Origin of the sequence: Actinomadura madurae, from assembly GCF_900115095.1 — a bacterium.
Taxonomy (GTDB): domain Bacteria; phylum Actinomycetota; class Actinomycetes; order Streptosporangiales; family Streptosporangiaceae; genus Spirillospora; species Spirillospora madurae.
The window spans coordinates 140,461-166,011 of the sequence record NZ_FOVH01000006.1 but is presented as its reverse complement, the minus strand read 5'-3'; the positions used below and the strand labels follow the sequence as shown (position 1 = coordinate 166,011).

Genomic DNA, 25,551 nt, shown 5'->3' with positions numbered 1-25,551 from the left:
AGAATCGCCTTCTCGCGCCGCTCCCAGGGCCATACCGGACCCGGACGTTCCAGGAGGCGGCCCGGGGGGTCGTCTCGATCAGCGGGCCGTACGGCTGCTCGATGTCGAAGGGCGCGCCGTCAGAGGACGGAGACGTGGATGTGGTCGAAGTGGTTCTGCGTGATGCTGCCCCGGTCCTCCATCTGGCGCCAGCCGCCGCTGCCGCGCATGTCGTAGATGCGCTGCTTCCAGATGACGTACTTGATGCCCAGGCGGGACGCGTTGTCGATCACGAACTGGGCGACGCGGTCGCCGTGGGCCTGGGCGGACGCGCTCGGCATCTTGCCGCCGGTGCTCTCCATGAAGTCGCAGGCCGTGCCGGAGCCGTGGTCCTGGGGGTCGCCGGGGCGCGAGCAGCCGATGGTGGGGAACGGGCCGAACTTCCCGTCGATCTCCACCAGGACGTTGCGCATCCGCGAGGTCATGGAGTTGCCGACGATGGGCGACTTGGTGCCGGTCGCCCCGTCGGGGCGGCCGCCGCCGGGGACGCTCGTGCGGGTCACCTCGGGCTTGTACTTGGCGAGCAGCTTCTTGACGCGGGCGCGCTGGCCCTCCAGGTCGTCGAGCTCCTTCTTGACCTCGGCCAGCTTCTTCTTCGCCGCCTCCTGCGACTGGGTCGCCTTGGCGTTCAGGGCCTGCAGGCTCTGGATGCGGCGGCCGTTGTTGCGGCTGATGTGCTCCAGGACCGCGGCGTCGCGGACGGCGGCGGACGGCTCGGCCGAGGAGACCATCGGGATCGTGTCGAGCCGGCCGGTCATGTAGGTGGTGGAGGCGAGCCGGGCCACGCTGGTGCGGGCGGCCTCGTACTCCCGGCCGGTCTGGGAGGCGTCCGCGCCGGCGCGCTCGGCGGCCTTCTTCGCCTCCTCGAGGGAGACCAGCTCGCCCCGGTACTCCTTGGACAGCTTCTCGGAGCGCGCCTTGAGCTTGGCGTACTCCTTCTTCAGGTCCTTGGGTTCCTGGGGAAGCCCCGCGGCGCTTCCGGACACCGGCGGCAGCGCCGCCGAGAGGCCCGCCGCGAGGGCGATCGCCGTGAGGCGCCGCGCCGCCGTGCGCCCGCGCGAGGGGCGTGCCGTCCTGCCGAGTGGATCGAGGGCCGCCACAGATCTCTCCTAGATAACAAAGCTCAAGATTGGCGGCACGCTACCACAATCACCCATTTAGCCTCAGAAGCTTCAGAAAACACACAGAGTCACACGTAGGCTACTGAAAGATGTCACGGTACAAGATTCAGGGGCCGGACCACCGAAGCGGTCCGACCCCTGGTCCCCGCCACGCGCCGGGCGGCCCGTCAGATGCCGACGAGCTCCTCCCAGCGCGGCACCCGCGGCTCGGACAGCAGCCGCAGGCCGGCCTCGGCGAGCGTGCGGTCCCCCTTGCGGTTGTTGCACCTGCCGCACGACAGGACCGTGTTCTCCCAGGTGTCGCCGCCGCCGCGCGACTGCGGGTGGACGTGGTCGATCGTGTTCCCGCGCTTGCCGCAGTAGCAGCAGGTGCCCCTGTCGCGCAGGTACACGCCGCGCTTGCTCCACGGCGGGCGCCGGCCGTGGCGCCAGCGCATCGCGACGTACCGGACGAGCCGCAGGACCCGCGGCACCGGGAAGCGGCCGAAGGTGCGGCCCTCCTCCGCCTCCTCGACGACCGCCACCTCGCGCACCAGCATCCGGATGGCGTGCCGCAGGTCCACCCTTTGGAATGGCTCGTACGACGCGTTCAGGACGAGCACGTTCACCGGGTCACCTCCTCTGCCCGTGCCGCTCCCCCGCCAGGATTCGAACCTGGATATCCGCATTAACAGTGCGGCGTTCCGCCGTTGAACCACGAGGAAATGCTCCGGCAATTCTCCGCCTTCCGGGCTTTTCCCGGAAGGCCTCCATCAGAGTGCCGATACACCGGTGGCACGGGCAACGCATTTTCCGCCCGGCGGGCGCGAAACCGGGGCAGAGGGGAGGCGGCGGGCGCCCGGTCAGCGGCCGGGGGCGGGCAGGGCGGCGACGGGGGCCAGGTATTCCAGGGACTCGCGTTCGACCCGGAAGCCGAGTTCCTCGTTGACGGCGAGCATGTGGGCGTTGTCGCCGGAATTGTCCGTTTCGATTTCCCGGACCTCGGGGCGTTCCTCCGCCAGCCAGCGCAGCATCGCCGCCTTGACCCAGATGCCGATCCGGCGCCCCCGGTGCTCCGGCACGACGGCCGTGTCGTACTGCGCGGCGCGGCCGGCGGCCCCGGCCGGCACCACGACCTCGGTGAACCCGGCGACGACGTCACCGGTGACGGCGGCGACGGTGTACAGGTCATCGCCGCGCTTGGCGACGATCTCGGCCATCTCGCGGACGCGGTGCGCGTCCCAGGGCGTCCCCTCGTACTCGGCGAAGTCCGCCATGGCGTGCTTGGCGCGGGCGAGGGCGGCGGCGTGCTCGTCCGGGGCCGCGCCCCGCCAGCGGACGAGCCGGTAGCCCTCGGGCGCCGCGGCCAGCAGTCCCTCGACGCGAGCGGCGGGCACGTCGTCCAGCCGCAGCAGCAGGCCGCGCAGGGTCAGCACGCACTCGAAGCCGTGCGACTCCAGGAAAGGGACGGCGGGCGTGCCCGCGAGGACCTGCGCGATCACGCCGGTGCGCGCGTCCGCGCGCAGCCCCTCGGCGGCGACGGCGAGCAGCCGGCTGCCGAACCCGCGCCGGCGGTGCTCCGGGCGGACCCGGATGTCGATCTCGCCGGGGCGTCCCGCGCCGGGCGCCCCGGGCAGCCGGAGCGCCGCCACCGCGACCGGTGCGCCTCCGTCGGCGCCGGCCCACAGCCGCTGCCGCGACCCGGCCTCGGCGCCGAGCAGCCGCCGCGCCGTCAGCTCCGGGTCGGGCGCCGGCTCCGCCGCCGGGTCGGCGGCGTGGACGGCGGCCAGCACGTCGTGCCACTGCCGGATCTGCGCGTCGGTCGGATCATCGAGCGCGATGACGTCCATCCGACTTTTGTACCCGATCCCCGTCCGCGGCGACCGCGACCCTGGTTAACCCGTGGTTTCGGACGCCGGGAACCGGGCTCAGCGGTCCCGCGAGAACGCCTCCAGAATGCGCTCGGCGGCGAGCGCGGGCGTCAGGGTCCCCTCGGCGACCTCCCGCTCCAGCCCGGGCGCCATCCCCCTGACGCCCGGGTGCCCGTGCAGGTCGGACAGGAGCCGGTCGCGCACCAGAGCCCACGTCCACCCGACCTGCTGGCGGCGCCGCCGCGCCTCCAGCTCGCCGGACTCGCGGAGCCGCTCCTGGTGCTCGACGAGCTTCTCCCACACCTCGTCCAGGCCGGTGCCCTCCTTGGCGCTGCAGGTCAGAACCGGGATGGCGCGGGAGCGTTCGTCGCTGCGCAGCAGCCGCAGCGCCCCTGACAGCTCGCGTGCGGCGCGCTTGGCCTCCATCGCGTGCTCGCCGTCGGCCTTGTTGACGGCGATGACGTCCGCCAGTTCCAGGACGCCCTTCTTGATGCCCTGAAGCTGGTCGCCGGTACGGGCGAGGGTGAGGAACAGGAAGGAGTCGACCATCTCGGCGACCGTCGTCTCGGACTGCCCGACGCCGACCGTCTCGACGAGGACGACGTCGTACCCGGCGGCCTCCATGACGACCATCGCCTCGCGGGTGGCCTTGGCGACGCCGCCGAGCGTCCCGGCCGTCGGCGAGGGGCGGATGAACGCGCCCGGGTCGGCGGCGAGCCGCTGCATCCGGGTCTTGTCGCCGAGGATGCTGCCGCCCGTCCGGGTGGAGGACGGGTCGACGGCGAGCACCGCGACCCGGTGGCCCTCCCCCGTCAGGCGGGTGCCGAGCGCGTCGATGAACGTGGACTTGCCGACCCCGGGCACGCCGGTGATCCCGACGCGGCGGGCGTTCCCGGCGTGCGGGGTCAGCTCGACGAGCAGCTTCTGCGCCAGCTCCCGGTGGTCGGGCCGGGCCGACTCCACGAGGGTGATCGCCCGCGCGATCCACGCCCGCGACCCGTCCAGCACCCCGGCCGCGTAGTCCTCCAGGCCCGGCGCGCTCACGTGGCGGCGTGCCCCAGCGCGGCGGACAGCTCGTCCAGCAGGCCGGCCGCCGCGTCCGCGAGGACGGTGCCGGGCCCGAAGATCGCCGCGGCGCCGGCGGCGCGCAGCTCGGCGAAGTCGCCGGGCGGGATGACCCCGCCGACCACGATCATGATGTCGTCGCGGCCCAGCGCGGCCAGCTCCTCGCGCAGCGCGGGCACCAGCGTGAGGTGGCCCGCGGCGAGGGAGTTGACGCCCACGATGTGCACGTCGGCCTCGACGGCCTGGCGGGCGACCTCGGCCGGGGTCTGGAACAGCGGGCCGACGTCGACGTCGAAGCCGAGGTCGGCGAACCCGGTCGCGATCACCTTCTGGCCGCGGTCGTGGCCGTCCTGCCCCATCTTGGCGACGAGGATGCGCGGGCGGCGGCCCTCGGCCTCCGCGAACGCGGCGGTCGCGGCCCGCGCCTTCTCGATGCTCGACACCCGCCCGGCCTCCTCCCGGTACACACCGGAGATCGTACGGATCTGCGCGGCGTGCCGCCCGTACGCCTTCTCCAGGGCGCCGGAGATCTCGCCGACGGTCGCCTTGGCGCGGGCGGCGTCGATGGCGAGGGCGAGGAGGTTGTGCTCCAGGCCGCGCGCCCGGGTGCCGTCCTCGGCGGCCCCGGCGGCGCGGGTCAGCGCCTCCAGCGCGGACCGCGCCGCCTCCTCGTCGCGCTCCTCGCGCAGCCGGCGGAGCTTGTCGATCTGCTGCGCCCGGACCGCCGCGTTGTCGACCTTGAGGACCTCGATCTCCTGCTCGGTGTCCGGGCGGTACTTGTTGACGCCGACGACGGGCTGCCGGCCGGAGTCGATGCGCGCCTGGGTGCGGGCGGCGGCCTCCTCGATGCGCAGCTTGGGCAGCCCCTCGTCGATCGCCCTGGCCATGCCGCCGGCCTGCTCGACCTCGGTGATGTGGCCCCAGGCGCGGCGCGCGAGGTCGTAGGTGAGCCGCTCGACGTAGGCGCTGCCGCCCCACGGGTCGATGGTGCGGGTCGTCCCGGACTCCTGCTGGAGGAGCAGCTGGGTGTTGCGGGCGATCCGGGCGGAGAAGTCGGTCGGCAGGGCGAGGGCCTCGTCCAGCGCGTTGGTGTGCAGCGACTGGGTGTGGCCCTGCGTCGCGGCCATGGCCTCGACGCAGGTGCGGGCGACGTTGTTGAAGGCGTCCTGCGCGGTGAGGGACCAGCCGGACGTCTGCGAGTGCGTCCGCAGCGACAGCGACTTGGGGTTGCGCGGCCCGAACGTCTTCACCAGCCGCGCCCACAGCAGCCGGGCGGCGCGGAGCTTGGCGACCTCCATGAAGAAGTTCATGCCGATCGCCCAGAAGAACGACAGCCGGGGCGCGAACGCGTCGATGTCCAGGCCGGCGTCGCGGCCGGCGCGGATGTACTCGACGCCGTCGGCGAGGGTGTAGGCCAGCTCCAGGTCGGCGGTGGCGCCGGCCTCCTGGATGTGGTAGCCGGAGATCGAGATGGAGTTGTACTTCGGCATCCGCTGCGAGGTGAACGCGAAGATGTCGGAGATGATCCGCATCGACGGCTGCGGCGGGTAGATGTAGGTGTTGCGGACCATGAACTCCTTGAGGATGTCGTTCTGGATGGTCCCCGCCAGCGCCTCCGGCTTCACCCCCTGTTCCTCGGCCGCCGCGATGTAGAGCGCCAGGACGGGCAGGACGGCGCCGTTCATGGTCATCGACACGCTCATCTCGTCCAGCGGGATGCCGTCGAAGAGCTGCCGCATGTCGTAGATGGAGTCGATCGCCACCCCCGCCATGCCGACGTCCCCGGCCACGCGGGGGTGGTCGGAGTCGTAGCCGCGGTGCGTGGCCAGGTCGAACGCGACCGACAGGCCCTTCTGCCCCGCCGCGAGGTTGCGGCGGTAGAAGGCGTTGGACTCCTCGGCGGTGGAGAAGCCGGCGTACTGCCGGATCGTCCACGGCTGCGTCGCGTACATCGCCGGGTAGGGGCCGCGCAGGAAGGGCGCGATGCCCGGGTAGGTGTCGAGGAAGTCGAGCCCGGCCAGGTCGTCGCCGGTGTACAGGGGTTTGACGCCGATGCCCTCCGGGGTCTGCCAGGTCTGGGCGTCGGGGTCGGCGCCCGTGGCGTCGGCGACCGCGGCGCGCCACCGCTTGGCGGCGCCGTCGGCGGGGGGCGCCGTCCCGAGCTCGATCTCGGTGAAGTCGGGGATCATTCGCTCACTCCCAGATCGCGGAGGGTGGTCTCCAGCACCTCGATCGCGTCGCATCCCGCGTACACGGCGGCGTCGACACCCTCGTAGCTTCCCTTACCCGCCAGCCAGACCTTCACCGCGCCCGCGTCGCGCAGAACCCGCGCCGCTCCGGCGGCCTCCTCCTCGTACACCCGGTCACTGGAGCAGACGCAGGCGACGGCCGCGCCGGACGACCCGAACTCCTCGGGTGCGCCGGTGACCGTCTCGATCCCGCCCGCCTGGAACAGGTTGGCGGCGAACGACGCGCGCGCCGTGTGGACGGCGATGGGCCCGAGCGTCGCGAGGAACACCTTCGGGCGCGCGCCGGTGGCGTCCGCGTGGGCGTCGGAGCGGTCGCGGAGCGCCTCGAAGTCCTGCGCGTAGGTGACGACGGGGAGGCCGCCGCCGGGCTCCCGCGGCGCCGGGTCGCGCTCCGGCACGGTCTCGCCGAGGTTCGGGAACTCGCTGACGCCGGTGAGCGGCGCCCTGCGGTGCGCGATGTCCGCGCGGCGCCGGGCCCACGTCGCGGCGAGCCGGCCGGCGACGAGCCCGGAGTCCAGGGCGGCGGCCAGACCCCCGGCCTTCTCGATCTCGGTGAACCACGTCCACGCGGCCTGGGCGAGGCCCTCGGTGAGGCTCTCGGCGTACCAGGAGCCGCCGGCCGGGTCGACGACGCGGGCCAGGCTGGACTCCTCCAGCAGCAGCGTCTGGGTGTTGCGGGCGATGCGGCGGGCGAAGCCGTCCGACAGGCCGAGGCGGGCGTCGAACGGCCGCACGGTGACCGCGTCGGCGCCGCCGGCCCCGGCGGCGAAGGCCGCGACGGTCGTCCGGAGCATGTTCACCCACGGGTCGCGCCGCGTCATCATCGCCGCCGACGTGACCGCGTGGACGCGCGCCGACGTCCCCTCGAAGGCGCCGCTGACCTCGGCGACCCGCGCCCAGAGGCGGCGCATGGCGCGCAGCTTGGCGATCGAGGAGAACTGGTCGGCGTTGACCGCGAGGCGGAACTCGATCTGGCCGAACGCCTCGTCCACGCTCAGCCCGGCCCCGGTCAGCGCGCGCAGGTAGGCGACACCGGCGGCGACGGCGGCGCCCAGCTCCTCGGCGTCGCCGCCGCCCGCGTCGTGGTACGGGGTGCCGTCGGCCACGACCGCGCGCAGCCCGGGGAACTCGCGGGCGCACCGGACGGCCAGCGCGGCGGCCTCGTCCAGGGATCCGGCGGTGCCGGTGCGGGCCTGGAGCCCGAGCGGGTCGGCGCCGAGGACGCCGGACGCGTCCGCGGCGTTCCCCCGCTCGGAGACCAGGGAGAGGAAGGCCTCCGCCGCCTCGCCGGCGGAGGCGCCCGCGTCCAGGACGACGGGCGCGAGGTCGAGCAGGACGCCGCGCAGCATCCCGGGCAGCGCGGCGACCGGCGGGCCGCCGTCGCCGAGCCGCAGCCAGACCGAGGTCGCGCCGTTCTCCAGGTCGGCGAGGATCGCCTCCCGGGTGACGGCGGGATCGGGGTGGGCGTGCCGCTGCCGGACGTCCCAGCCGGCGATGCCCTCCCCGTCGGGACGCACCTCGCGGACGTACGGCGCCAGCCCGGGGCGTCCCGGCGGGGAATCGTCGCGCGTGTAGAGCGGGGCGATCGGCACGCCCTCGTACGACTCGCGGGTCAGCAGACCCTCGATCTCGTCGAGGGGGGTGTCCTCGTCCGCCGCGCCGGACCTGCGCAGCACCCCCTTCACCATCTCCCGCCACCGGTCCCGCTCGGCTCGGGGGAAGGCGGCGGCCAGTTCGAGTTCCTCAGGCGGCACCGTCATGTCCTGGATCGTAGGCGAGCGGCCGAATCCCGCTCGAAACCGGGTCCCGGTGACCAGGCCCCGGGCGGTACCGGTTAGCGGTGCGCCGCCCGGGAAAGAGGCCGTCATGAGTCTCGATCCGCTCCCCGGCGACCTCTACCACATGCAGGAACTCCTCGACGACCGGGAGAAGGAGGTCGTCGGGCGGGTCCGCGCCTTCCTGGAGGCCAAGGTCGCGCCGATCGCGAACGACTGCTGGGCGCGGGCCGAGTTCCCGTTCGACCTGATCCCCGAGTACGGCGAGCTCGGCATCGCGGGCCTCGCGCACGAGGAGTGCCCGGGCGAGAAGCCGAGCAGTCTGCTCACCGGGTTCCTGGCGATGGACATGGCCCGCGTGGACCCGTCCATGGCGACGTTCTTCGGCGTCCACAGCGGCCTGGCGATGGGGAGCATCGGCCGGTGCGGCTCCCCCGAGCAGCGGGCGCGGTGGCTGCCCGCGATGGGGCGGATGGAGAAGATCGGCGCGTTCGCGCTCACCGAGCCCGAGGGCGGGTCGGACGTCGCGCTCGGCCTGCGCACCACCGCGCGCCGCGACGGCGACCACTGGGTGCTGAACGGCGCCAAGCGCTGGATCGGCAACGCCACCTTCGCCGACCACACGGTGGTGTGGGCGCGGGACGAGGCCGACGACCAGGTGAAGGGGTTCGTCGTCGCCAGGGGGACGCCGGGGTTCACCGCCACCCGCATCGAGAACAAGATCGCGCTGCGGACGGTCCAGAACGCCGACATCGTGCTCGACGGCTGCCGCGTCCCCGAGGCCGACCGGCTCGCCGGGGCGAACACCTTCAAGGACACCGCGGCCATCCTGCGCCGCACGCGCAGCGGCGTGGCGTGGCAGGCGGTCGGGGTGATGCTCGCCGCGTACGAGATCGCCCGCGACTACGCGGTGGAGCGCGAGCAGTTCGGGCGGCCGATCGCCAAGTTCCAGCTCGTCCAGGACCTGCTGGTGCGGATGCTCGGGAACGCCACCGCGTCGCTCGGCATGGTGGTGCGGCTCGCCCAGCTCCAGGACGGCGGCCTCTACCGCGACGAGCACTCCGCGCTCGCCAAGGCGTACTGCACCACCCGCATGCGGGAGGTCGTCGGCTGGGCGCGCGAGCTGATGGCGGGCAACGGGATCGTCCTCGACTACGGCATCGGGCGGTTCGTCGCCGACGCCGAGGCGCTCTACTCCTACGAGGGCACCCGGGAGATCAACACGCTGATCGTCGGGCGCGCCGCGACCGGCCTCGGCGCGTTCGTCTGACCGCCCCCCGCGGCCCGGAGGGGTACCCCGGAACGCCCTGTGGCGAGGGGCGTTGCTAGAGTTCGGGTCGTAGATCCCCAACCCCCGAACCGTGCAGAGGGAAGACGAACGCATGTCGACTGGCAGCCACGCCGGGCGCCCGAAGTCCTGGGTCGCCGTGGCCATCATCTTCATCGGTTTCGCCATCGGCGGCGTCGGCATCACCCTCGGCCCCGACTGGATGGTGTTCGGGGTGGGCGCGGCGATCACTGTGATCGGCGGCATCTTCGCGCTGGCCGTCGACATCATGACCGACGTCGTCGTCGACGACCCCCGCCAGTAGCGATGTTCGGCCGCCCGCCAATCGAGGAGCGGATCGCCGCGCGGCAGCGCGAGCGCGGTCCGCTCAAGCCGGGCACCGTCTTCCCCCACGGTCCCGCCAAGATGCTGTTCTTCTTCGGCATCGGCGTGGTCGTGGTGACGCACCTCATCGCGCTGTCTATGTACTTCGTCGATCCCGGCCCCTGAGATCAGCGGCCCCGGTCCGAGCCGTTGGGCGGGCCCTCCCGCCTGCCTCCGAGGTAGAACAGGCCGACCAGGACGAAGACGCCGACGGCGACCAGGATGGCCAGCACGCCCATCGCGGTCGATCCGGCCATTGGAGTTCACCTTCCTTCTTCAGGGTGTTCCTCTCCTGACACTGCCCCGGGGGCAGCGGGCCAAAAGAAAGTCAAGAGAGTTCTGCGCCACTGTTTCCCGGCCGTCCAGGAGGTACGAAAAGGAAGGGTGGGCACGTACGGTCGAAGGGAACGTGGCCGCCTGCGTCGCCCCCTGAGCCCGAGGTGGTGGATGGCCCTGCGATTCGGAATCGAGGAAGAGTACTTCGTCGTCGATCCCGTCTCCCGGGAGGTCGTCCCCCGCGCCCCGGCGGTGGTGCGGCGGGCGCGCGCGGCGCTCGGCGACCGCGCGTCCACGGAGCTGGTCGCGTTCCTCGCCGAGGCCAAGACGCCGCCGTGCGACGACCTGGACAAGCTCGCGGAGCAGATCCGGGCGATGCGGGCGGCGATGGCCGCCGCGGCGGCGGCCGAGGGCGTCCGGCTGGCCGCGACCGGGACGCCCGTGCTCGGCGCGGTGGTGCCCGCGCCCATCGGCGCCGGTCCCCGCTACGCCGAGAGCCTCGCCGTGTACCGGGGGCTGGACGACGAGCAGAGCATCTGCTCGTGCCACGTCCATGTCGAGATGCCCGACCGCGAGCTCGCCGTCCAGGTGAGCAACCATCTGCGTCCCTGGCTGCCGACCCTGCTGGCCCTCACGGCGAACTCGCCGTACTGGGCGGGGCGCGACACCGGCCACGCATGCTGGCGCGCGATGGCATGGGCGCGGTGGCCGGTCGCCGGGCCACCGCCGTTCTTCGCGTCGGCCGCCCACTACGACGATCTCGTCGGCACGCTGCTGGGCTGCGGCGCGCTCATGGACACCGGGACGGTCTTCTGGGACGTCCGGCCGTCGGCGCGGCTGCCCACCGTGGAGGTCCGGCTCGCGGACGTCGCCCCGACGGCCGCCGAGGCCACGGTGTTCGCGGCGCTGGTCCGGGGGCTGGTGGGGACGGCGGCCGCCGCGGCCGCGGCGGGCGAGCCGGCGCCCGACCCGTCCCCGGAGATGCTGCGCGCGGCGTACTGGCTGGCCGCGCGGGACGGCCTCGCCGGGACGGGGGTCGACGTGCGCACGGGCCGTCCCGCCGGATTCCGGGAGCTGGCCGGCGACCTGCTGGCGTACGCGCTGCCCGCGCTGCGCGACGCCGGGGACCTCGACGCCGTCGCCGGCGGCCTGCGGCACCTGCTGGCCGGCGGCACGGGGGCGGAGCGGCAGCGCGAGGCCTACCGCGAGCGCGGGCGGCTCACCGACGTGGTCGACGCCACCCTGCTGCGCGATCGCTGACCCCCGCGCGGAAGCGGTTCGACCGCCCAGAACCCGACCTATCGGCCTTTCGCCCGTTTTCCCTTCGCCGTCCGGGGGTACCGCGTGGGGTGGATGATTGTTCAGCTGACCTCGGGGGACGTCCGCGGGGGGCCGGGGCGCACGGCCGCCCGCCTGCGCGTATCCTCGGTCGGATGCACGTGATCGTGGCAGCGGGACGGACGGAGTAATCGCGCGATGAGCCTCAGGCCCGGCGAGCCGGGTGTGGCGCCGGTCGGCCCGTTCGTCCACCCCGCCCTCTTCTACCTCGGCGACGAGGAGTACCTCGCGGGCACCGTGCCGTTCGTCCGGGCGGGCCTCGACGCGGGCGAGCCGGTCGCCGTCGCGGTGCCGGCGGCCCGCCTCGCCCTGCTGCGCGCGGCGCTCGGCGACGCCGCCGGCCGGGTCACCTGGCTCGATATGTCGGAGGCCGGCCGCAACCCCGGCCGCATCATCCCCGGCGTGCTGCGCGAGTTCGCCGACCGGCACACCGGCGGGCGGGTGCGGATCATCGGCGAGCCGATCTGGCCGGGCCGCTCGGCGACCGAGTACCCGGCCTGCGCCCAGCACGAGGCGCTGATCAACCTGGCGTTCGAGGGCCGCGAGGTGACGATCCTGTGCCCCTACGACCTCGCCGGGCTGGACGCCGGCGTCATCGCCGACGCCCGCGCCACCCATCCCGTCGTGATCGACCGCGACGGCGAGCGGGCCAGCGGCGACTACGCCCCGCACCGCGTCATCAAGGACTACAACCGGCCGCTGCCGGAGCCCGCCGACGCGGTCACGATGGGCTTCGACCTCCACGCGCTCCCCCTCGTGCGGGAGTTCGCGTGCCGCTGGGCCGCGCGGTTCGGCCTCGGGCCCGCCGCCGTGGGCGACCTGGAGCTCGCCGTGAACGAGCTCGCCGCCAACTCGTGCCTGCACGGCGGCGGCGCGGGCACCGTCCGGCTCTGGTCCGAGGACGGCCAGGTCGTGTGCGAGGTCCGGGACGCCGGGACGATCACCGACCCGCTCGCCGGCCGCCGCCCGGTGGACATGAGCCCGTACGGCGGCCGGGGCATCCTCATGGTCAACCACCTGGCCGACCTGGTGCGCGTCCACACCGGCCCCTCCGGCACCGTGATCCGCGTCTACATGCGCGCCTGAACGAGAGGGCGCCGCGTCAGCCCCCGAGGGCCCGGCGGAGCCCGGCGAGCGACTCGGCCAGCAGCGCGTCCCGTCCCGTGGACGCGGCGTACTCGGCGAGCGTCGCGCAGAGGTTCAGCGCCAGCGTGCGCGCCGCCGCCGCCCGCTCCTCCGGCACCGGCCCGTACGCCGCCAGGAAGGACTCCCGCGCGGCGCCCTCGAACCCGGCGTAGGCGAACGAGAGATCGACCGCCGGGTCGGCCAGGCACACATCGCCCCAGTCGATCACCCCGGCGGCCCGGCCGCCCGGATCCAGCAGCAGGTGCCGGACGTGCAGATCCCCGTGGACGAGCACCGGGTCCCCGCCCGGCGCCTCCCAGCCGAGGGCCGCGGACAGGAACTCCTCCAGCGCCGGGTCCCGCTCCCACACCCCGAGGGCCACGAGGGCGTCCAGGCGGCCGGTGGTGCGCGCCGCCCGGAGCGCGGGGTCGGCGCGCTCCATCGGATCGAGCGGCAGCCCCGCGCCGGCCTCCCGGGCGAGCGCCGGATCGTGCAGCGCCCGCAGGAAGGCCCCCGCCTCCGCGGCGAGGGCGACCCGGTCTCCGTCCGGCGGGCGGACGTCGGCGAGCTCCCGGCCGGGGATCAGCCGGGCGCCCCAGAACGGCCACGGGAAGTCCTCCCCCGGCTCGCCCGCGAAGCGGGGGACGGGCACCGCGAGCGGGAGGCGCGGCGCGAGGGCCGGCAGGACCGCCAGCTCGCGCTCGACCCTTGCGACGGCGATCCGGCGGCGCGGGAACCGGAACGCCCACTCCCCCGCGACGAGGAAGACGGTGTTGTCCCAGCCGGTCGCGAGCGGCTCCACCGAGGCTCCGCGCAGCTCCCGGAACCGCCGGCCGATCAGCGCGCCCGCGATCTCCGCGGTGACCTCGTGCTCGGGCGCCCACTCCGGGACCGTCGGCGGGTCGTCCTGGGAAGCCGTCACGTCCGCCGAGGCTACCGCGACCCGGCCGTCCCGGCACGCCCCCACGCGAGGCGGCGGCGCGGCTTGAACACCGACAGGCCCGTGGCGGTGAGCAGCATGACGAGCTGGCCGGAGAGGACCGTCACCTGCCACCACTGGCGTCCGCTGGACGGGTCGGCCCCGCCGGCGGTGGCGTCGGCCAGCGCCTCGGGGGTGAACAGCAGCATCCCGGCGAGGATCACCGCGATCAGCAGGACCAGCTTGGCGAACACCCAGAGGTGGCGCGTCAGGCCCCACGGCGAGCCGACGGCGAGCGCGATGCCGGAGGCGAGCGCGGTGAGGCTGAGCGGTATCCCGCCCCCGAACACCATCACGCTCATCAGCCGGTAGGCGGAGTGGGCGAGCGTCCCGTCCGAGGTCAGCGTCGCGGTGAGGTTGAGCAGCACCAGGCCCCACACCTCCCCGAGCAGCGCGACGGACGCGACCACGTGCACGACGACGATCGTCTTGCGGACGGGCTGGCCCGGCCGCCACCACTGTCCGGTGGCGGCGGGGCGCGACTGGATGGCCGACATGGCGGAACTCCCGGATCTTCTCGGCGACAGCCCGAGCATGCAGGCCGGGCACGGGCGGCGTCGTCGGGCGACCGGAGGTTCCCCGGCTGCTCCGGCCGGAGCAGCCGGGGGCACGGCGCCTGCTCCCCCCGTGGTAGCCGGTGCGGCGGTAGGCCGAGACTTGACCCGGCCATCAGGTGCGGGGGACGGACGCCGGGAAGGGATCCCTGCGCAGGTCTCTCCCGACCCCAGTGAGGAACGATGCGTCTCATCGCCCGCACCCACCAGCTGCCCGTACGGCTGGCCGTCGGCTCCTTCGTCCTGAACTCGGGCCTGTCGAAGCTCCAGAACCTGGAGGAGACGGCCGAGCAGACCCACGGCCTGGCCACGACCGCCTACCCGTTCCTGAAATCGCAGGATCCGCGGGACTTCACCCGCCTGCTCGGCCGGACCGAGGTGGCGCTGGGCGCCGCCCTGCTGGTCCCGCTGGTGCCGTCCGTGCTCGCGGGGGCGGCGCTCACCGCCTTCTCCGCCGGCCTGGCGGGCCTGTACCTCCGGGTCCCGGGGATGCGGCAGGAAGGCGGGCTGCGCCCGACGCAGGCCGGCGTCCCGCTCGCCAAGGACATCTGGCTGGTGGGCATCGGCTCCTCCCTGGTCCTGGACGAGCTGAGCTGTCTGCGCAGGGACCGGCGCGCCCGCGCGTGACGCGGCCGCTTGACGCGGTGCCGCGGCCCGGTGAGGATCGGCGCGTCCCCCAGGAGGCCGCGCCATGACGTCCCAGTCCCGCCCGTCCCCGCCGGTCCGCACCGCGCGGGACGCCGACGCCGCGGAGATCGCCGCGGTCCTCGGGCGCGCGTTCGACGACGACCCCGTGTGGCGGTGGCTGCTGCCGGACGACACGTCCCGGGTGCGGCGGATGACCGCGCTCTTCGGCATCATGCTGCGGCAGGTGCACCTGCCGCACGGCGCCACGGAGGCCACCGGACGCGACGGGACGCAGGCGGCGGCGCTGTGGGCCCCGCCCGGCCGCTGGCGCATCCCCCTCCACCGCCAGGCGGCGCAGGGGGTGCCCCTCCTGCGCGCTCTGGGCACGAGGACGTCCGCCATGCTGCGCACCCTCGGCGCCATCGAGAAGCACCACCCGAAGGAGCCGCACTGGTACCTGGCGGTGCTCGGCACCGATCCTCCCGCGCAGGGCAACGGGCTGGGCGCCGCGCTGCTGCGCTCCAGGCTCGACCGGTGCGACGCGGAAGGCCTCCCGTCCTATCTGGAGTCGTCCAAGGAGCAGAACGTCCCGTACTACGAGCGGTTCGGGTACCGGGTGACGCGGGAGCTGACCCTGCCGGGCAAGGGCTGCCCGCCCGTATGGCTCATGTGGCGGGAGCCCCGGCGGGACCGCTGATCCGGTCGTCCACAGGAGATCCGGCCCTCCGGTCGAGCCGCTGTCATGACCGGAAGCGGCCAACCGCGCTCGCGCCTCACATGGGGAGATAGGCGCACCGCGACCACCCGGCTCCGCGCCGCGTCCCTGCTGCCGGTCGCCGCCGGTCGCCGGGCGGGCGGTCGGCGGCAAACGCATTGGCCCGATTCGGCCAGGCGGTACGCGGGTTCCGGCCCGGACCACCGGCCGCCGCACGCCGCACGCCGGACCGGGCCGCCTACCGTCGAAGGTGAGCCATTGCACCGCCCCCTTCGGCAAAGGCGACAGGACGATGACCATGACCACGGCCGGCACGAGGGCGCCGGAGACGCGGCTCGCCCTGCACAGGCCGGGTCCGGCACGGGTCCAGGACCACCTCCTCGGCGGCAAGGACAACTACGCGCCCGACCGCCAGCTCGCCCAGCGGATCCTGCGGCTCCTCCCGCACGCCGCCGCGACGGCCCACGCCGCCCGCGCCTTCCTCGCCCGGTCCGTCCGGCTGCTCGCCGAGCGCGGCGTTCGGCAGTTCCTCGACCTCGGCTGCGGGCTGCCGCGGGCCGACAACCCGCATCAGATCGCGGCCCGCCACGTCGGCGGGCCCCGCGTCGTCTACGTCGACCACGACCCGCTCGTCATCGCGCACGCCCGCGCCCTGCTCATCGACGGCGGCAACGTCGCGGCGCTGCGGGCCGACCTCCGCGACCCCGACGCGATCCTCGGCAGCGCCGAGGTGCGCCGGCTGATCGACCCGGCCGAGCCGGTGGCGCTGGTCTTCTCCTCGGTCCTGCACTTCCTGCCCGGCGCGGGCGACCTCGTCGCCGCGCTCGCCGCGGCGGCCGTGCCGGGCAGCGCCCTGGTCGTCTCCCACGCCACCGGCGACTTCGCCCCGGCCGCCGTCGGCGTGGCCGCCCGGCTCTACCGCGAGGCGAGCGGCGTCCCGGTCCATCCGCGCGGGGGCGCCGACATCGCCCGCCTCCTCGGGCCCTTCCGCCCGCTGCCGCCCGGCGTGACGCCGATCGGCCCGGCGGAGCCGCCGTTCGAACCGGTCATGTACGGCGTCGTGGGGATACGCTGACGGCCGGCGGTCCCGGATGTGGCATTGACCACATTCACGCCGTCCGGTGCTCCGCCGCCGCCCACCGTGCCGGGCCCGCGGCAGCCCTTCCGCCGCCGGTCATCCGGCCGCCCGGCTCCGTCACGCTCCGTCAGACGCCGGTGCACCACGCGGAGAGAAATCTCATTCAGTCGTTAGAAACGATAACGGTTCGGCCCCTAGGGTGTCCCGGATGCCGACGAACACCCTCACCCCACCGGATACAGAGACCGGCGCTCCCACGGCGAGGGCGCCCCGGATGAGCTGGCTGGACGCCCTGCGCGGCCTCGCCGCCATGGTCGTGGTGTTCGAGCATTCCCTGGACGTCCTGCTGCCCGAGGTCCGCCGCGGCGCGAGCCCGTGGTTCGACTTCGGCCGGTACGGCGTGTTCGTCTTCTTCCTCGTCAGCGGCTACGTGGTGCCGTTCTCGCTGGAGCGGCGCGGCAGCGTCCGGCACTTCTGGGCCGGGCGGGTGTTCCGGCTGTACCCGGCGTGGTTCGTCTCGGCGGCGCTCGCCCTGGCGCTCGGGTCGGCCGGCCTGTCCTACGGGCTCCCCGCCGCGCTCGGCGAGCGCCCCTGGGCGTCCACCCTGGCGCACCTGACCATGCTCCAGGACCTGCTGGGCGTCCCGAACATCGTCAACGTCTACTGGACGCTGTCGTACGAGATGGTCTTCTACCTCCTCGTGACGGCGATGTTCGTCGCCGGCGTCCACCGCTCCAGCGCCCGGGTGGCGCTCGGCTTCGGCGTCGGCGCGGCGATCCTCGGCGTGGCCCTGCCGTCCGGGCTGCTGGCCTCCCGGTGGCCCGGCGGGACGATCCTCGCCGCCGCGCTGTGCCTCGCCGGCGGCCTGGCCGCCATGGTCAGCCGGCGGCGCACGGTGCGCCGCGCCGGGGTCGCGGTAGTGGCCGCGCTGGCCCTCGGCCTGCTGGTCCTCGACAGCCGCATCGGCGCCATCGAGAGCCTGTGCGTCATCGCCACCATGTTCGCCGGGACGGCGATCCGCGGCATCCAGAACGGCAGGCTCCGGGGCCGGCGGGCCGCCGCGATGGTCGCGGTCGTCCCCCTCCTGTCGGTGGCCGCGGGCATGCGCACCCCGACGAGCTGGGCCCTGTACGCCAATCCGAACCCGCTCGGGCGGGACTGGTCCATCGCCGTGGCCGCCGCGTGGCTGACCTTCCTGGCCGGCCTGGCGCTCCGGAACCGCCCGATGCCCCGTTTCCTCGTGTGGCTCGGGCTGATCAGCTACTCGGTCTATCTGCTGCACCCGCTGGTCGTCCAGGGCATCTGGCACGCGGCCGGCAGGGACACCTGGGGCCTGCCCGTCACCGTCCGGGCGGCCTGGGGCGTGGTGCTGCTCGCCACCGTCCTGACGTCCGCGGGCCTCGTGCACCGCTTCGTCGAGCGCCCTGCCCAGAACCTGGGCCGCCGCGTGACGTCCCGCCGCCGTGATGACAGCGTCCGCTTTCTTGCTTACAGTGAGGCCGATTTACGACAAAGCTCCTGAACCTCGTCGAACGGACACCGGATGACAGAAGGGCCCATGCCCGCCGAGCTGCCGGACGTCCTGCGGCAGCATCTCCAGGCCGCCGTCGACGAGATGGAGCGGGAGATCCGCGACCAGGTGCCCGAGTACGCGGGCGCCGACGGCGGCGAGTACGCCAGGAAGGTGGAGCGGGCGGTCAGCGACACCGTCGCGTTCTTCGTCGACTCCGTCGACCATCCGAACGCCGACGCGCGCAACATCACCGAGCTGTACATGCGGCTCGGCGAGGAGGAGGCCCGGCAGGGCCGCAGCCTGGCCGCCCTGCAGAACGCGATGCGGGTGAGCAGCCAGGTCGCCTGCCGCCGGTTCATCAAGGACGCCTACCGGCTCGGCTGGTCGCGCGAGACGCTCGGCCGGCTGACCGACTCGCTGTTCATGCTGCTGGCCCGGGTCGCCGACGCCGCCGCGCAGGGGTACGCCCGGGAGCAGGGGCAGCTGGCGACCGAGCGGGAGCGCCGCCGCGAACGGCTGCGGGACCTGCTGGTCGCCGAGCCCGCCCCCGCGCACGAGGCGATCGCCGAGCTGGCGGTCGCGGCCCGCTGGGACCTGCCGAGGAGCATCGCCCTGGTGGCGCTGCCGCCCGGGGCGCCCGCCGGCGCGCGCATCCTGCCGCCCGCCGTGCTGGCCGACTGGGAGGCGCCGGTCCCCTTCCTCGTCGTGCCCGACCCCGAGGGCCCCGGGCAGGACCGGCTGTGGCCGGCGCTGCGCAGGCTCGGCACGGCGGCGATCGGGCCGACCGTCCCGGTCGGTCAGGGCGCCGTCTCGCTGCGGTGGGCCCGGCACGCCCTCACGCTGATCGAGCGGGGCCTGCTGCCGGACGACGGCCCGGTCCGGTGCGTCGACCACATCGCCTCGCTGGCCGCGCTCACCGCGGAGGAGCTGATCGGCGCCACCGCGGGCGCCGTCCTCGGACCGCTGCTGGAGCTGGCCCCCGCGCGCCGGCTGCCGCTCGCCGAGACGCTGCTGACCTACCTGCGGTGCGGCGACAACGCGGTGATCGCGGCGGAGCGGCTGCACATCCACGAGCAGACCGTCCGGTACCGGCTGCGCCGCATCACCGAGCTGACCGGCGGCCGGTTCACCGAGCCCGAGGGACGGCTGGACGTCATGCTGATGCTGAGCTGGCTGGTGCGGACGGGCCGCGCCGAGCGGACGGCCTAGCCACGCGGACCGGGGTCCGGCCGGCGTCTCCGAGGGCTCAGCGGGTGGCCAGATGCCGTCCGAGGAAGGCGAGCTGCGGCCGGAGCCGGGACCGCCAGTACGCGGCGTCGTGGCACCCTCCGGTCATCGCGCCCGCCGGATGGACGCGGCCGCGGAACTCGCGGACCCGCTCGGCGAACGGATCGCTCGTCCCGCAGTCGACGCGGAGCGGGACGCCCTCCTGGAGGCCCGCCGCGCCGAAGACGTCGTGGCGGGCGAAGTCGCCGGGGCCGTCGAACGCGCGGGCGTTGGCGGCGCGCGCGTCCGCGTAGGACGCGAACAGGGCCGGGGACGAGGCGACCACGGCCGCCGTCCGCGCCGCGCCGAGCCGGCGGGCCAGGACGAGGGCGCCGAAGCCGCCCATGGACCAGCCGATGAGGCCGACGCGGCCGGTCCGCGCGCCGGCGTCCTCCAGGCGCGGCAGGAGCTCGTCCACGATCATGGCGACGGGGTCGTCGCCGGACGCGCGGGGGTGCCAGTAGGAGTCGGGTCCGCCGTCCACGGCGGCGAGGGCGAACGGCGGGACGCCGTGGGCGGCGGCGTCCGGCAGGTAGTGGTCCAGTGCCAGCTTCCGGACGAGCGACGCCCCCGTCTCGGCGCCGCCGTGCAGCGCGACGGCGACCGGCAGCCCGCGCAGGGAGCGGCCCGCGGCGGGCGTGACGACGGTCGCGGTGACGGTGGCGCGGCGGTGCGCGGAGCGCCACGTCATCGTCCGGACGTCCGCGGACGCGGCGGGCGGGGCGGGCAGGTCGCCGCACCTGCCGAGGGCGCGGTCCAGCCGGACCTTGCCGGGGAGGACCTCGCTCTCGACGAGGCCGTACCCGGCGCCGCCCGCGGCGGCGACGGCGCCGAGGCCGCCCAGCCCGCCGAGCAGGAACGCGCGTCTGCTGACCAATCGGGGTCCTTCCTCCTGGGAGTTCGGGAATTGGACGCGGCGGCGGGCCCGTGGTTCCCACCTGCGCGCGACGCGTCAGGCGGCGGCCTCCCGGCCCCGGGCGGCGTGCGCCGACCGTGACAGCAGCGCCACCCCGCCGGTGAGGAACACGACGCTGACCGAGACGGCGGCGAACGCCGCGGCCGTCCCGGGCGGGAGGGTCTCGAAGGCCAGGACGGCGACGAGGTAGGACGCGATCGGGTTCGTCATCGTCATCGCGGTCATCGCCGCGGGCAGCGACCCGGCCGCGAACGCCCGCTGCTCGATGACCAGGCCGAGGAGCGTGCTGCCCGCGAGCGCGTACCCGGGCCAGTCCACGGCGGTGGCGGCGACGCCGCGGTGGACGAGGTCGGCGGTGGTGAGCTTGATCAGCACGGCGGTCGCCGCGAAGCACAGGCCCGCGCAGACGCCGAGCAGCGCGGCCCGGACCGGCCCCGCGCGCAGCCACGCGGCCCGGGACAGCACGGCGATGAGCGGCGCGGCGATCAGCCCGGCGAGGAGGATCCGGGGGCGGGACGGCTCGCCCTCCGGCGGGATCGCCCCCGGCACCGTGAACAGGACGGCGAGGCCCGCGGACACCGCGATGCCGCCGAGCAGGTCGAGCCGCGCGGGACGGCGGCCGGTCCCGACCGTGCCGAGCGCGATGGTGAAGACGAGCTGGGTGACCAGCAGCGGCTGGACGATGGCGGTCGAGCCGAAGTGCAGCGCGATCGCCTGCGCGCAGAACCCGGCGAGGTTCACCGCCCACCCGGTCAGCCACACCGGGTCGCGGACCAGCCGGCGGAGCAGACCGTGCGCGGCGGAGGCGTCCGATCCGCCGCGCACGGCGCGCCGCGCCGCCCGGTACTGCAGCGCCGCCGCCGCGGCGAACAGGAACGCCGCGACCAGGCTGAAGCCGACCGACCACGCCATCAGGCCGTTCCGCTCTGCGCGCCGCTGCCCGCGCCGACCTCGGCGGCGAGCCGCTCGAACGCGCGCAGCAGCGCGTCCGGGAACCGGGCCGCCTCGGGCAGCACCCGCGGTTCGACGGTCACCGAGACGTGCAGCGCCCCGTTCCAGCTCAACGCGCCCACGGCGAACGGCACGCCGTCCGCGAGCGGCAGGATCGGGTGGACGTCGCCGAGCGGCGCTCCGGCGAGCGACATCGGCAGCGGCGGTCCCGGCATGTTGGACACGATGCCGCCGAAGAACCGGCCCCGGTAGGTGCCGCGGGCGGCGCGGGCGTGCAGGGGCGGCGGCAGCGCGCCCATCAGCCGCATCGCGGCGGTGCTGGCGACGGCCCGGCCCGACCGGCGGCGCCGTTCGGCCGCCTCGTGCACGGCGGCCAGCCGGTCGCGGACGGGCATCGGCGCCACCGGGACGTCCAGCCGCAGCGCGGCGGTCAGGTTGCCGGGCACGGCGGTGCGGCCCCGGCCGGGCGGCGCGGGGGCGCGCAGCGTCATCGGGACGGCGGCGCGCAGCGGCCGGCCGTCCACCCGCTCGCCGCGCTCCGCCAGCACCTCCGCGACGACCTCGCCGGTCAGCGCGAGGAGCACGTCGGTGACGCGGGCGCCGGCCGCGCGGGCCGCGTCCCGGACCCCGCCGAGCGGCAGCGTGGCGGTGCCGAAGGCGCGGTCCGGGGCGAGCGTCCCGGTGACCGACACGGTCGGCGCCCGGCCGTCGAGCCCGAGCTGGACGAGGCCGGGCAGGACGGCGGCGGCGCGGGCGAGGCTCCCGGGCCCGCGCACCGGGCCCACCTCCGGGAGCCGCGGTTCGAGGATGCCGCGCAGGATGTCGACGACGCCGATCCCGTCCGCGATGGCGTGGTGGAGGAGGATGACGACCGCGTCCGGGCCGGACGCCCCGCCGCGCACGACCCAGAACCGCCAGAGCGGCCGGTCGCGGTCGAGCGGCTCGGTGACGAGGCGGGCGACGAGGCCGTCCAGGGCGGGGCGCCCGCCCGGCGACGGCAGGTCCGCCTCCAGGACGTGCGCGCGCAGGTCGACGAGGCCGGCGTCCGCCCAGCGCGGCCGGCGCAGGACGCCGCCGGGACTGATCCGCTGGGTGAGGCGCGGCAGGTCGGGCAGCCGCTCGGCCATGAGGGCGCGGACCCGCTCGGCCGAGGGGCCGGGCCCGGCGAACTCGGCGACGCCGCCCACGACCTGCGGGACCTCCGCGCTCTCGACGTGCAGGAAGAAGGCGTCGGCGGCGGCGACGCGCTGCTCCCGTGCGGGCCCGGCGCCGGGCGCGGCGTCCGGCGGCCGGCGTCCCGGCGCGAGGCCGGCGCGCAGCCGCTCGACCCCGGCGGCGGCCGGGACGAGCAGCAGCCCGCCGGGGATGTCGACGACGTAGTGGGCGGCGGTCGCGACGATCACCAGGCCCGTGACCACCAGGTGCAGGGCGCAGAGCCAGGCGAGGAGCGCGCCGCACCGGGCCCGGACCGCGGCGACCCCGATCCAGGCGACCCAGCCGATGTGCAGGCTCGGCATCGCCGCGTACGGGTTAGCGCCGGCGGACACCACGGTGGTGCCCCAGGTGGCGGGCGGGTGGTGGATGGCGATGACGTCGGTGTAGCCCTCGCCGGGCAGCAGCCGCGGCGGGGTCGTGGGCCAGACGGCGAAGCAGCAGATCGCGATCAGGGTGACGAGGATCAGCGTGTTGCGGGCCCACGCGTACGCCGGGTTCCGCGTCCACCACAGGTAGGCGAGGAGCCCGAAGGTCCCGATGACGTACGTCGTCGCGTACTCCCAGGCGGCGACGGCGCCCAGCCACTCGTGCCGGACGAGCAGGTCGTTGAGCGGGCGCTCGGCGTCCAGCCGCGCCCAGCGCTCGAACTCCAGCAGCGCGCGCCCGTGCGCGTCGCTGGCGGCCCGGTCCCCGCTGAAGGCGTGCGTGAACACCAGGTACACCACCAGGACGGCCAGCGCGGCGGCTATCTCCCGCGCGGCCGACGCGGCCCGTCCCGCGTCCCCGTCCTCCGCCCCGGACGCGACCGCTCCGCTCCGGTTCACGATGCCCCTCCCGCCTCGCGCAGCGCACCGCCCTCACCGATCATCCTCCCCACGATCGGGCGGAACGACCATGACCCGCCGGGTTCTTCCGTCTTCGCGCGCAGGAATGGGATTTCCTGCGGAAACTCCCGTCCAGGTCTTGACCTCGGCGACAAACGGGCATAAATACAAGGGAAACAAACTCAAACGGGAGGGAAACCACATGGACCGGGGAACGGCGCGCACATGATCGTGACGGTGACGCTCAACCCCAGCCTCGACCGGACGATCGAGGTGGACGTGCTGACCCGCGGCGCGGTGATCCGGGCCCGGTCCGCGCGGCTGGACCCGGGCGGCAAGGGCGTCAACGTGTCGCGGGCGCTGCTGGCCAACGACGTCGCCTCCGCCGCGGTCGTCGCGGTCGGCGGCGCCGACGGCGACCAGCTCCGCCGGCTGCTGGAGACCGAGGGCATGCGCGTCCGCGCCGTCCGCGTCGCGGGGCGCACCCGGTCGAACGTCACGGTCGTCGAGCCCGGCGGCGTCGTCACCAAGCTGAACGAGCCCGGCGGCCCGCTGTCGCCCGCGGAGCTGGACGAGGTCGGCGCCGTCGTGGCGGCCGAGGCCGGCGCCGCGAGCTGGGTCGTCGGCTGCGGCAGCCTCCCGCCCGGCGTCCCCGACGCGACCTACGCCGACATGTGCCGCCGGTTCGCGCCGGACGGCATCCGCGTCGCGGTCGACACCAGCGGGCCCGCGCTGCGCGCGGCCGTGACCGCCGGCCCCGACCTGATCAAGCCGAACCGGGAGGAGCTCGCCGAGGCGGCCGGCGGCCCGGTCGACACCGTCGCCGACGCCGTGGAGGCGGCCGCGGAGCTGCGGGCGCGCGGGGCCCGCGCCGTCCTGGTCAGCCTCGGCGCGGAGGGGGCGGTGCTCGTCGACGACGACGGCGTCCTCACCGGCGAGGCGCCCGTCGCCCACCCGCGCAGCACGGTCGGCGCGGGCGACGCGCTGCTCGCCGGGTTCCTCGCGGGCGGGGCGCGCGGCCCCCGCGCCCTCGCCGAGGCGCTCGCCTGGGGCGCTGCGGCCGTGCGGCTGCCCGCGAGCCGGATGCCCGGCGCGGCCGACGTGCGGCGCGACGACGTCCGCATCCATCCGCGTCCCGACCTCGCCCGTCCCCTCCTCACCTGATTCCCGCGAGCAGTACCACCCCACCCCCGATCGACAGGAGGCCCGAGATGGCCACCACGTACACCCCGGAGCCCACCGGGAGCGGGCTCCGCGCCCACATCCAGCGGCTCGGCGGCAAGATGGCCGGGATGGTGATGCCGAACATCGGCGCGTTCATCGCCTGGGGCCTGATCACCGCCCTGTTCATCCCGACCGGCTGGCTGCCCAACAAGGACCTGGGCGAGCTGGTCGACCCGATGATCAAGTTCCTGCTGCCGCTGCTGATCGGCTACACCGGCGGCCGGATGGTGCACGGCCAGCGCGGCGCGGTCGTCGGCGCGGTCGCCACCGTCGGCATCATCGTCGGCGCCGACGTGCCGATGTTCCTCGGCGCGATGATGATCGGCCCGCTCACCGCGTACCTGCTCAAGCTGTTCGACGACCTCGTCCAGGACCGCGTCCGGACCGGGTTCGAGATGCTCGTCGACAACTTCTCCGCCGGGATCATCGGCGGCGCCATGGCGGTGGCGGGCAACCGGGTCATCGGCCCGGTCATGAACACCTTCTCCGACTGGGCCGGGGACGGGGTGGGCTGGCTCGTCGACCACGACGTGCTGCCGCTGACGTCGCTGCTCATCGAGCCCGCGAAGGTGCTCTTCCTCAACAACGCCGTCAACCACGGCGTGCTCGGCCCGCTCGGCGTCCAGCAGGCCGCCGAGCACGGCAAGTCGGTGCTGTTCATGCTGGAGTCCAACCCCGGGCCCGGCCTCGGCGTCCTGCTCGCCTACTGGTTCTTCGGGCCGCGCCGGCTGCGCCCGAGCGTCCCGGCGGCGGCCATCATCCACTTCTTCGGCGGCATCCACGAGATCTACTTCCCCTACATCCTGATGAAGCCGCGGATGATCCTCGCCGCGATGGCGGGCGGCGTCACCGGTGTGGCGATCTTCGTGGCGTTCGACACCGGCCTGGTCGCGACCCCGTCGCCCGGCAGCATCTTCGCCTACCTCGCGCAGACGCCGCGCGGCGCGAGCAACTGGATCGGCGTCTACACCGGCATGCTGGCCTCCACCGCCGTCTCGTTCGGCGTCGGCGCCGCGCTGCTCGGCTTCGGCAAGCTCGCCGAGCCCGCCACCGACGACGACCCCGAGGCCGCCGAGGGGCAGGACGGCACCGCGAAGGACGAGACCGCCACGGACGAGACCGCCAAGGACGAGGCGGCCAAGACCGAGGCGTCGAAGGACGCCGGCGACGGCGCCGCCAAGGAAACGACCGCCCACTGAC

24 protein-coding genes and 1 tRNA gene are annotated in these 25,551 nt (G+C 74.8%); 12 read left to right on the top strand and 13 right to left on the bottom strand.

All coding sequences use genetic code 11. The features are described 5' to 3' along the window. Positions 1-119 precede the first annotated feature (119 nt). The 7 genes from BM339_RS19045 to BM339_RS19015 all read right to left on the bottom strand — a co-directional run bounded on the left by BM339_RS19045 (position 120) and on the right by BM339_RS19015 (position 8,084). Positions 120-1,139, bottom strand: a complete 1,020-nt coding sequence (locus BM339_RS19045) for a coiled-coil domain-containing protein (RefSeq protein ID WP_075021717.1) — start codon at positions 1,137-1,139, stop codon at positions 120-122. A gap of 188 nt (positions 1,140-1,327) precedes the next feature. Continuing rightward, positions 1,328-1,768: an HNH endonuclease gene (locus BM339_RS19040; protein WP_021600284.1), complete on the bottom strand. Its 441-nt coding sequence runs from the start codon at positions 1,766-1,768 to the stop codon at positions 1,328-1,330. Positions 1,769-1,793: 25 nt separating this feature from the next. After that, positions 1,794-1,864: transfer RNA gene (locus BM339_RS19035), tRNA-Asn, on the bottom strand. Positions 1,865-2,002: 138 nt separating this feature from the next. Further along, entirely contained in the window at positions 2,003-2,989 is a 987-nt protein-coding gene (locus tag BM339_RS19030; RefSeq protein WP_024934899.1) for a GNAT family N-acetyltransferase, read from the bottom strand. 78 nt (positions 2,990-3,067) lie between these two features. Next, positions 3,068-4,054 carry a methylmalonyl Co-A mutase-associated GTPase MeaB gene (gene meaB / locus BM339_RS19025; protein WP_075021716.1) on the bottom strand — a complete coding sequence of 329 codons (987 nt, stop codon included), beginning with the start codon at positions 4,052-4,054 and terminating at the stop codon, positions 3,068-3,070. Continuing rightward, positions 4,051-6,264 (bottom strand): methylmalonyl-CoA mutase, encoded by a 2,214-nt coding sequence (gene scpA / locus BM339_RS19020; protein WP_021599740.1) that lies wholly within the window; start codon positions 6,262-6,264, stop codon positions 4,051-4,053. The genes meaB and scpA overlap by 4 nt, the downstream gene beginning before the upstream one ends. After that, a complete protein-coding gene (locus tag BM339_RS19015; RefSeq protein ID WP_075021715.1) occupies positions 6,261-8,084 on the bottom strand; it encodes a methylmalonyl-CoA mutase subunit beta in 1,824 nt (607 codons plus the stop codon). The genes scpA and BM339_RS19015 overlap by 4 nt, the downstream gene beginning before the upstream one ends. Before the next feature lie 106 nt (positions 8,085-8,190). Between BM339_RS19015 and BM339_RS19010 the strand changes: the two genes are divergently transcribed. From BM339_RS19010 to BM339_RS19000, 3 genes are all read left to right on the top strand, one after another. Further along, positions 8,191-9,369 carry an acyl-CoA dehydrogenase family protein gene (locus BM339_RS19010; protein ID WP_021600297.1) on the top strand — a complete coding sequence of 393 codons (1,179 nt, stop codon included), beginning with the start codon at positions 8,191-8,193 and terminating at the stop codon, positions 9,367-9,369. A gap of 112 nt (positions 9,370-9,481) precedes the next feature. Then, positions 9,482-9,691 (top strand): HGxxPAAW family protein, encoded by a 210-nt coding sequence (locus tag BM339_RS19005; RefSeq protein ID WP_021600298.1) that lies wholly within the window; start codon positions 9,482-9,484, stop codon positions 9,689-9,691. A 2-nt stretch (positions 9,692-9,693) separates the two neighbouring features. Then, the gene (locus BM339_RS19000; protein ID WP_021600299.1) at positions 9,694-9,876 is read left to right on the top strand and encodes a hypothetical protein; all 183 of its coding nucleotides are present in this window, start codon (positions 9,694-9,696) and stop codon (positions 9,874-9,876) included. Between the two features lie 2 nt (positions 9,877-9,878). Here the strand turns inward: BM339_RS19000 and BM339_RS51485 are convergent, their stop codons facing one another. Next, complete coding sequence (locus BM339_RS51485) at positions 9,879-10,007, bottom strand: hypothetical protein (RefSeq protein WP_021600300.1); 129 nt, start codon at positions 10,005-10,007, stop codon at positions 9,879-9,881. Positions 10,008-10,197: 190 nt separating this feature from the next. Here BM339_RS51485 and BM339_RS18995 point away from each other — a divergent pair, with 190 nt between their 5' ends. Beyond that, on the top strand, positions 10,198-11,286 hold the full coding sequence (locus BM339_RS18995; RefSeq protein WP_024934901.1) for a carboxylate-amine ligase: 1,089 nt from the start codon (positions 10,198-10,200) through the stop codon (positions 11,284-11,286). Between the two features lie 216 nt (positions 11,287-11,502). Further along, on the top strand, positions 11,503-12,450 hold the full coding sequence (locus tag BM339_RS18990) for a sensor histidine kinase (RefSeq protein WP_024934902.1): 948 nt from the start codon (positions 11,503-11,505) through the stop codon (positions 12,448-12,450). A gap of 16 nt (positions 12,451-12,466) precedes the next feature. Here BM339_RS18990 and BM339_RS18985 read toward each other — a convergent pair whose 3' ends face one another. Together BM339_RS18985 and BM339_RS18980 are read right to left on the bottom strand one after the other, a co-directional pair. Continuing rightward, entirely contained in the window at positions 12,467-13,411 is a 945-nt protein-coding gene (locus tag BM339_RS18985; protein WP_075021833.1) for a phosphotransferase, read from the bottom strand. 11 nt (positions 13,412-13,422) lie between these two features. Further along, positions 13,423-13,965, bottom strand: a complete 543-nt coding sequence (locus BM339_RS18980) for a hypothetical protein (RefSeq protein WP_075021714.1) — start codon at positions 13,963-13,965, stop codon at positions 13,423-13,425. A 240-nt stretch (positions 13,966-14,205) separates the two neighbouring features. On the opposite strand from BM339_RS18980, the gene BM339_RS18975 reads away from it, so the two are divergent. The 5 genes from BM339_RS18975 (at position 14,206) to BM339_RS18955 (ending at position 19,164) form a co-directional block, all read left to right on the top strand. Continuing rightward, on the top strand, positions 14,206-14,649 hold the full coding sequence (locus BM339_RS18975; RefSeq protein WP_075021713.1) for a DoxX family membrane protein: 444 nt from the start codon (positions 14,206-14,208) through the stop codon (positions 14,647-14,649). A gap of 64 nt (positions 14,650-14,713) precedes the next feature. Then, on the top strand, positions 14,714-15,346 hold the full coding sequence (locus BM339_RS18970) for a GNAT family N-acetyltransferase (protein WP_021598796.1): 633 nt from the start codon (positions 14,714-14,716) through the stop codon (positions 15,344-15,346). Positions 15,347-15,656: 310 nt separating this feature from the next. Next, positions 15,657-16,439 (top strand): SAM-dependent methyltransferase, encoded by a 783-nt coding sequence (locus BM339_RS18965; RefSeq protein ID WP_083597746.1) that lies wholly within the window; start codon positions 15,657-15,659, stop codon positions 16,437-16,439. 211 nt (positions 16,440-16,650) lie between these two features. Continuing rightward, on the top strand, positions 16,651-17,964 hold the full coding sequence (locus tag BM339_RS18960) for an acyltransferase family protein (protein ID WP_083597745.1): 1,314 nt from the start codon (positions 16,651-16,653) through the stop codon (positions 17,962-17,964). Positions 17,965-17,985: 21 nt separating this feature from the next. Beyond that, positions 17,986-19,164, top strand: coding sequence for a PucR family transcriptional regulator (locus BM339_RS18955; RefSeq protein WP_033331132.1), 1,179 nt, complete (start codon positions 17,986-17,988; stop codon positions 19,162-19,164). A gap of 37 nt (positions 19,165-19,201) precedes the next feature. On the opposite strand, the gene BM339_RS18950 is transcribed toward BM339_RS18955, so the two are convergent. From BM339_RS18950 to BM339_RS18940, 3 genes are all read right to left on the bottom strand, one after another. Further along, positions 19,202-20,098 carry an alpha/beta hydrolase gene (locus tag BM339_RS18950; protein ID WP_075021710.1) on the bottom strand — a complete coding sequence of 299 codons (897 nt, stop codon included), beginning with the start codon at positions 20,096-20,098 and terminating at the stop codon, positions 19,202-19,204. 75 nt (positions 20,099-20,173) lie between these two features. Beyond that, complete coding sequence (locus BM339_RS18945) at positions 20,174-21,049, bottom strand: DMT family transporter (protein ID WP_075021709.1); 876 nt, start codon at positions 21,047-21,049, stop codon at positions 20,174-20,176. Next, positions 21,049-23,127 carry a bifunctional phosphatase PAP2/O-acyltransferase family protein gene (locus tag BM339_RS18940; RefSeq protein WP_075021708.1) on the bottom strand — a complete coding sequence of 693 codons (2,079 nt, stop codon included), beginning with the start codon at positions 23,125-23,127 and terminating at the stop codon, positions 21,049-21,051. Before BM339_RS18940 ends, BM339_RS18945 begins: the two co-directional genes overlap by 1 nt. A 237-nt stretch (positions 23,128-23,364) precedes the next feature. On the opposite strand from BM339_RS18940, the gene pfkB reads away from it, so the two are divergent. Both pfkB and mtlA read left to right on the top strand, forming a co-directional pair. Then, a complete protein-coding gene (pfkB, locus tag BM339_RS18935) occupies positions 23,365-24,291 on the top strand; it encodes a 1-phosphofructokinase (RefSeq protein WP_244938630.1) in 927 nt (308 codons plus the stop codon). 47 nt (positions 24,292-24,338) lie between these two features. Then, complete coding sequence (gene mtlA / locus BM339_RS18930) at positions 24,339-25,550, top strand: mannitol-specific PTS transporter subunit IIC (protein WP_021599331.1); 1,212 nt, start codon at positions 24,339-24,341, stop codon at positions 25,548-25,550. Position 25,551 lies beyond the last annotated feature (1 nt).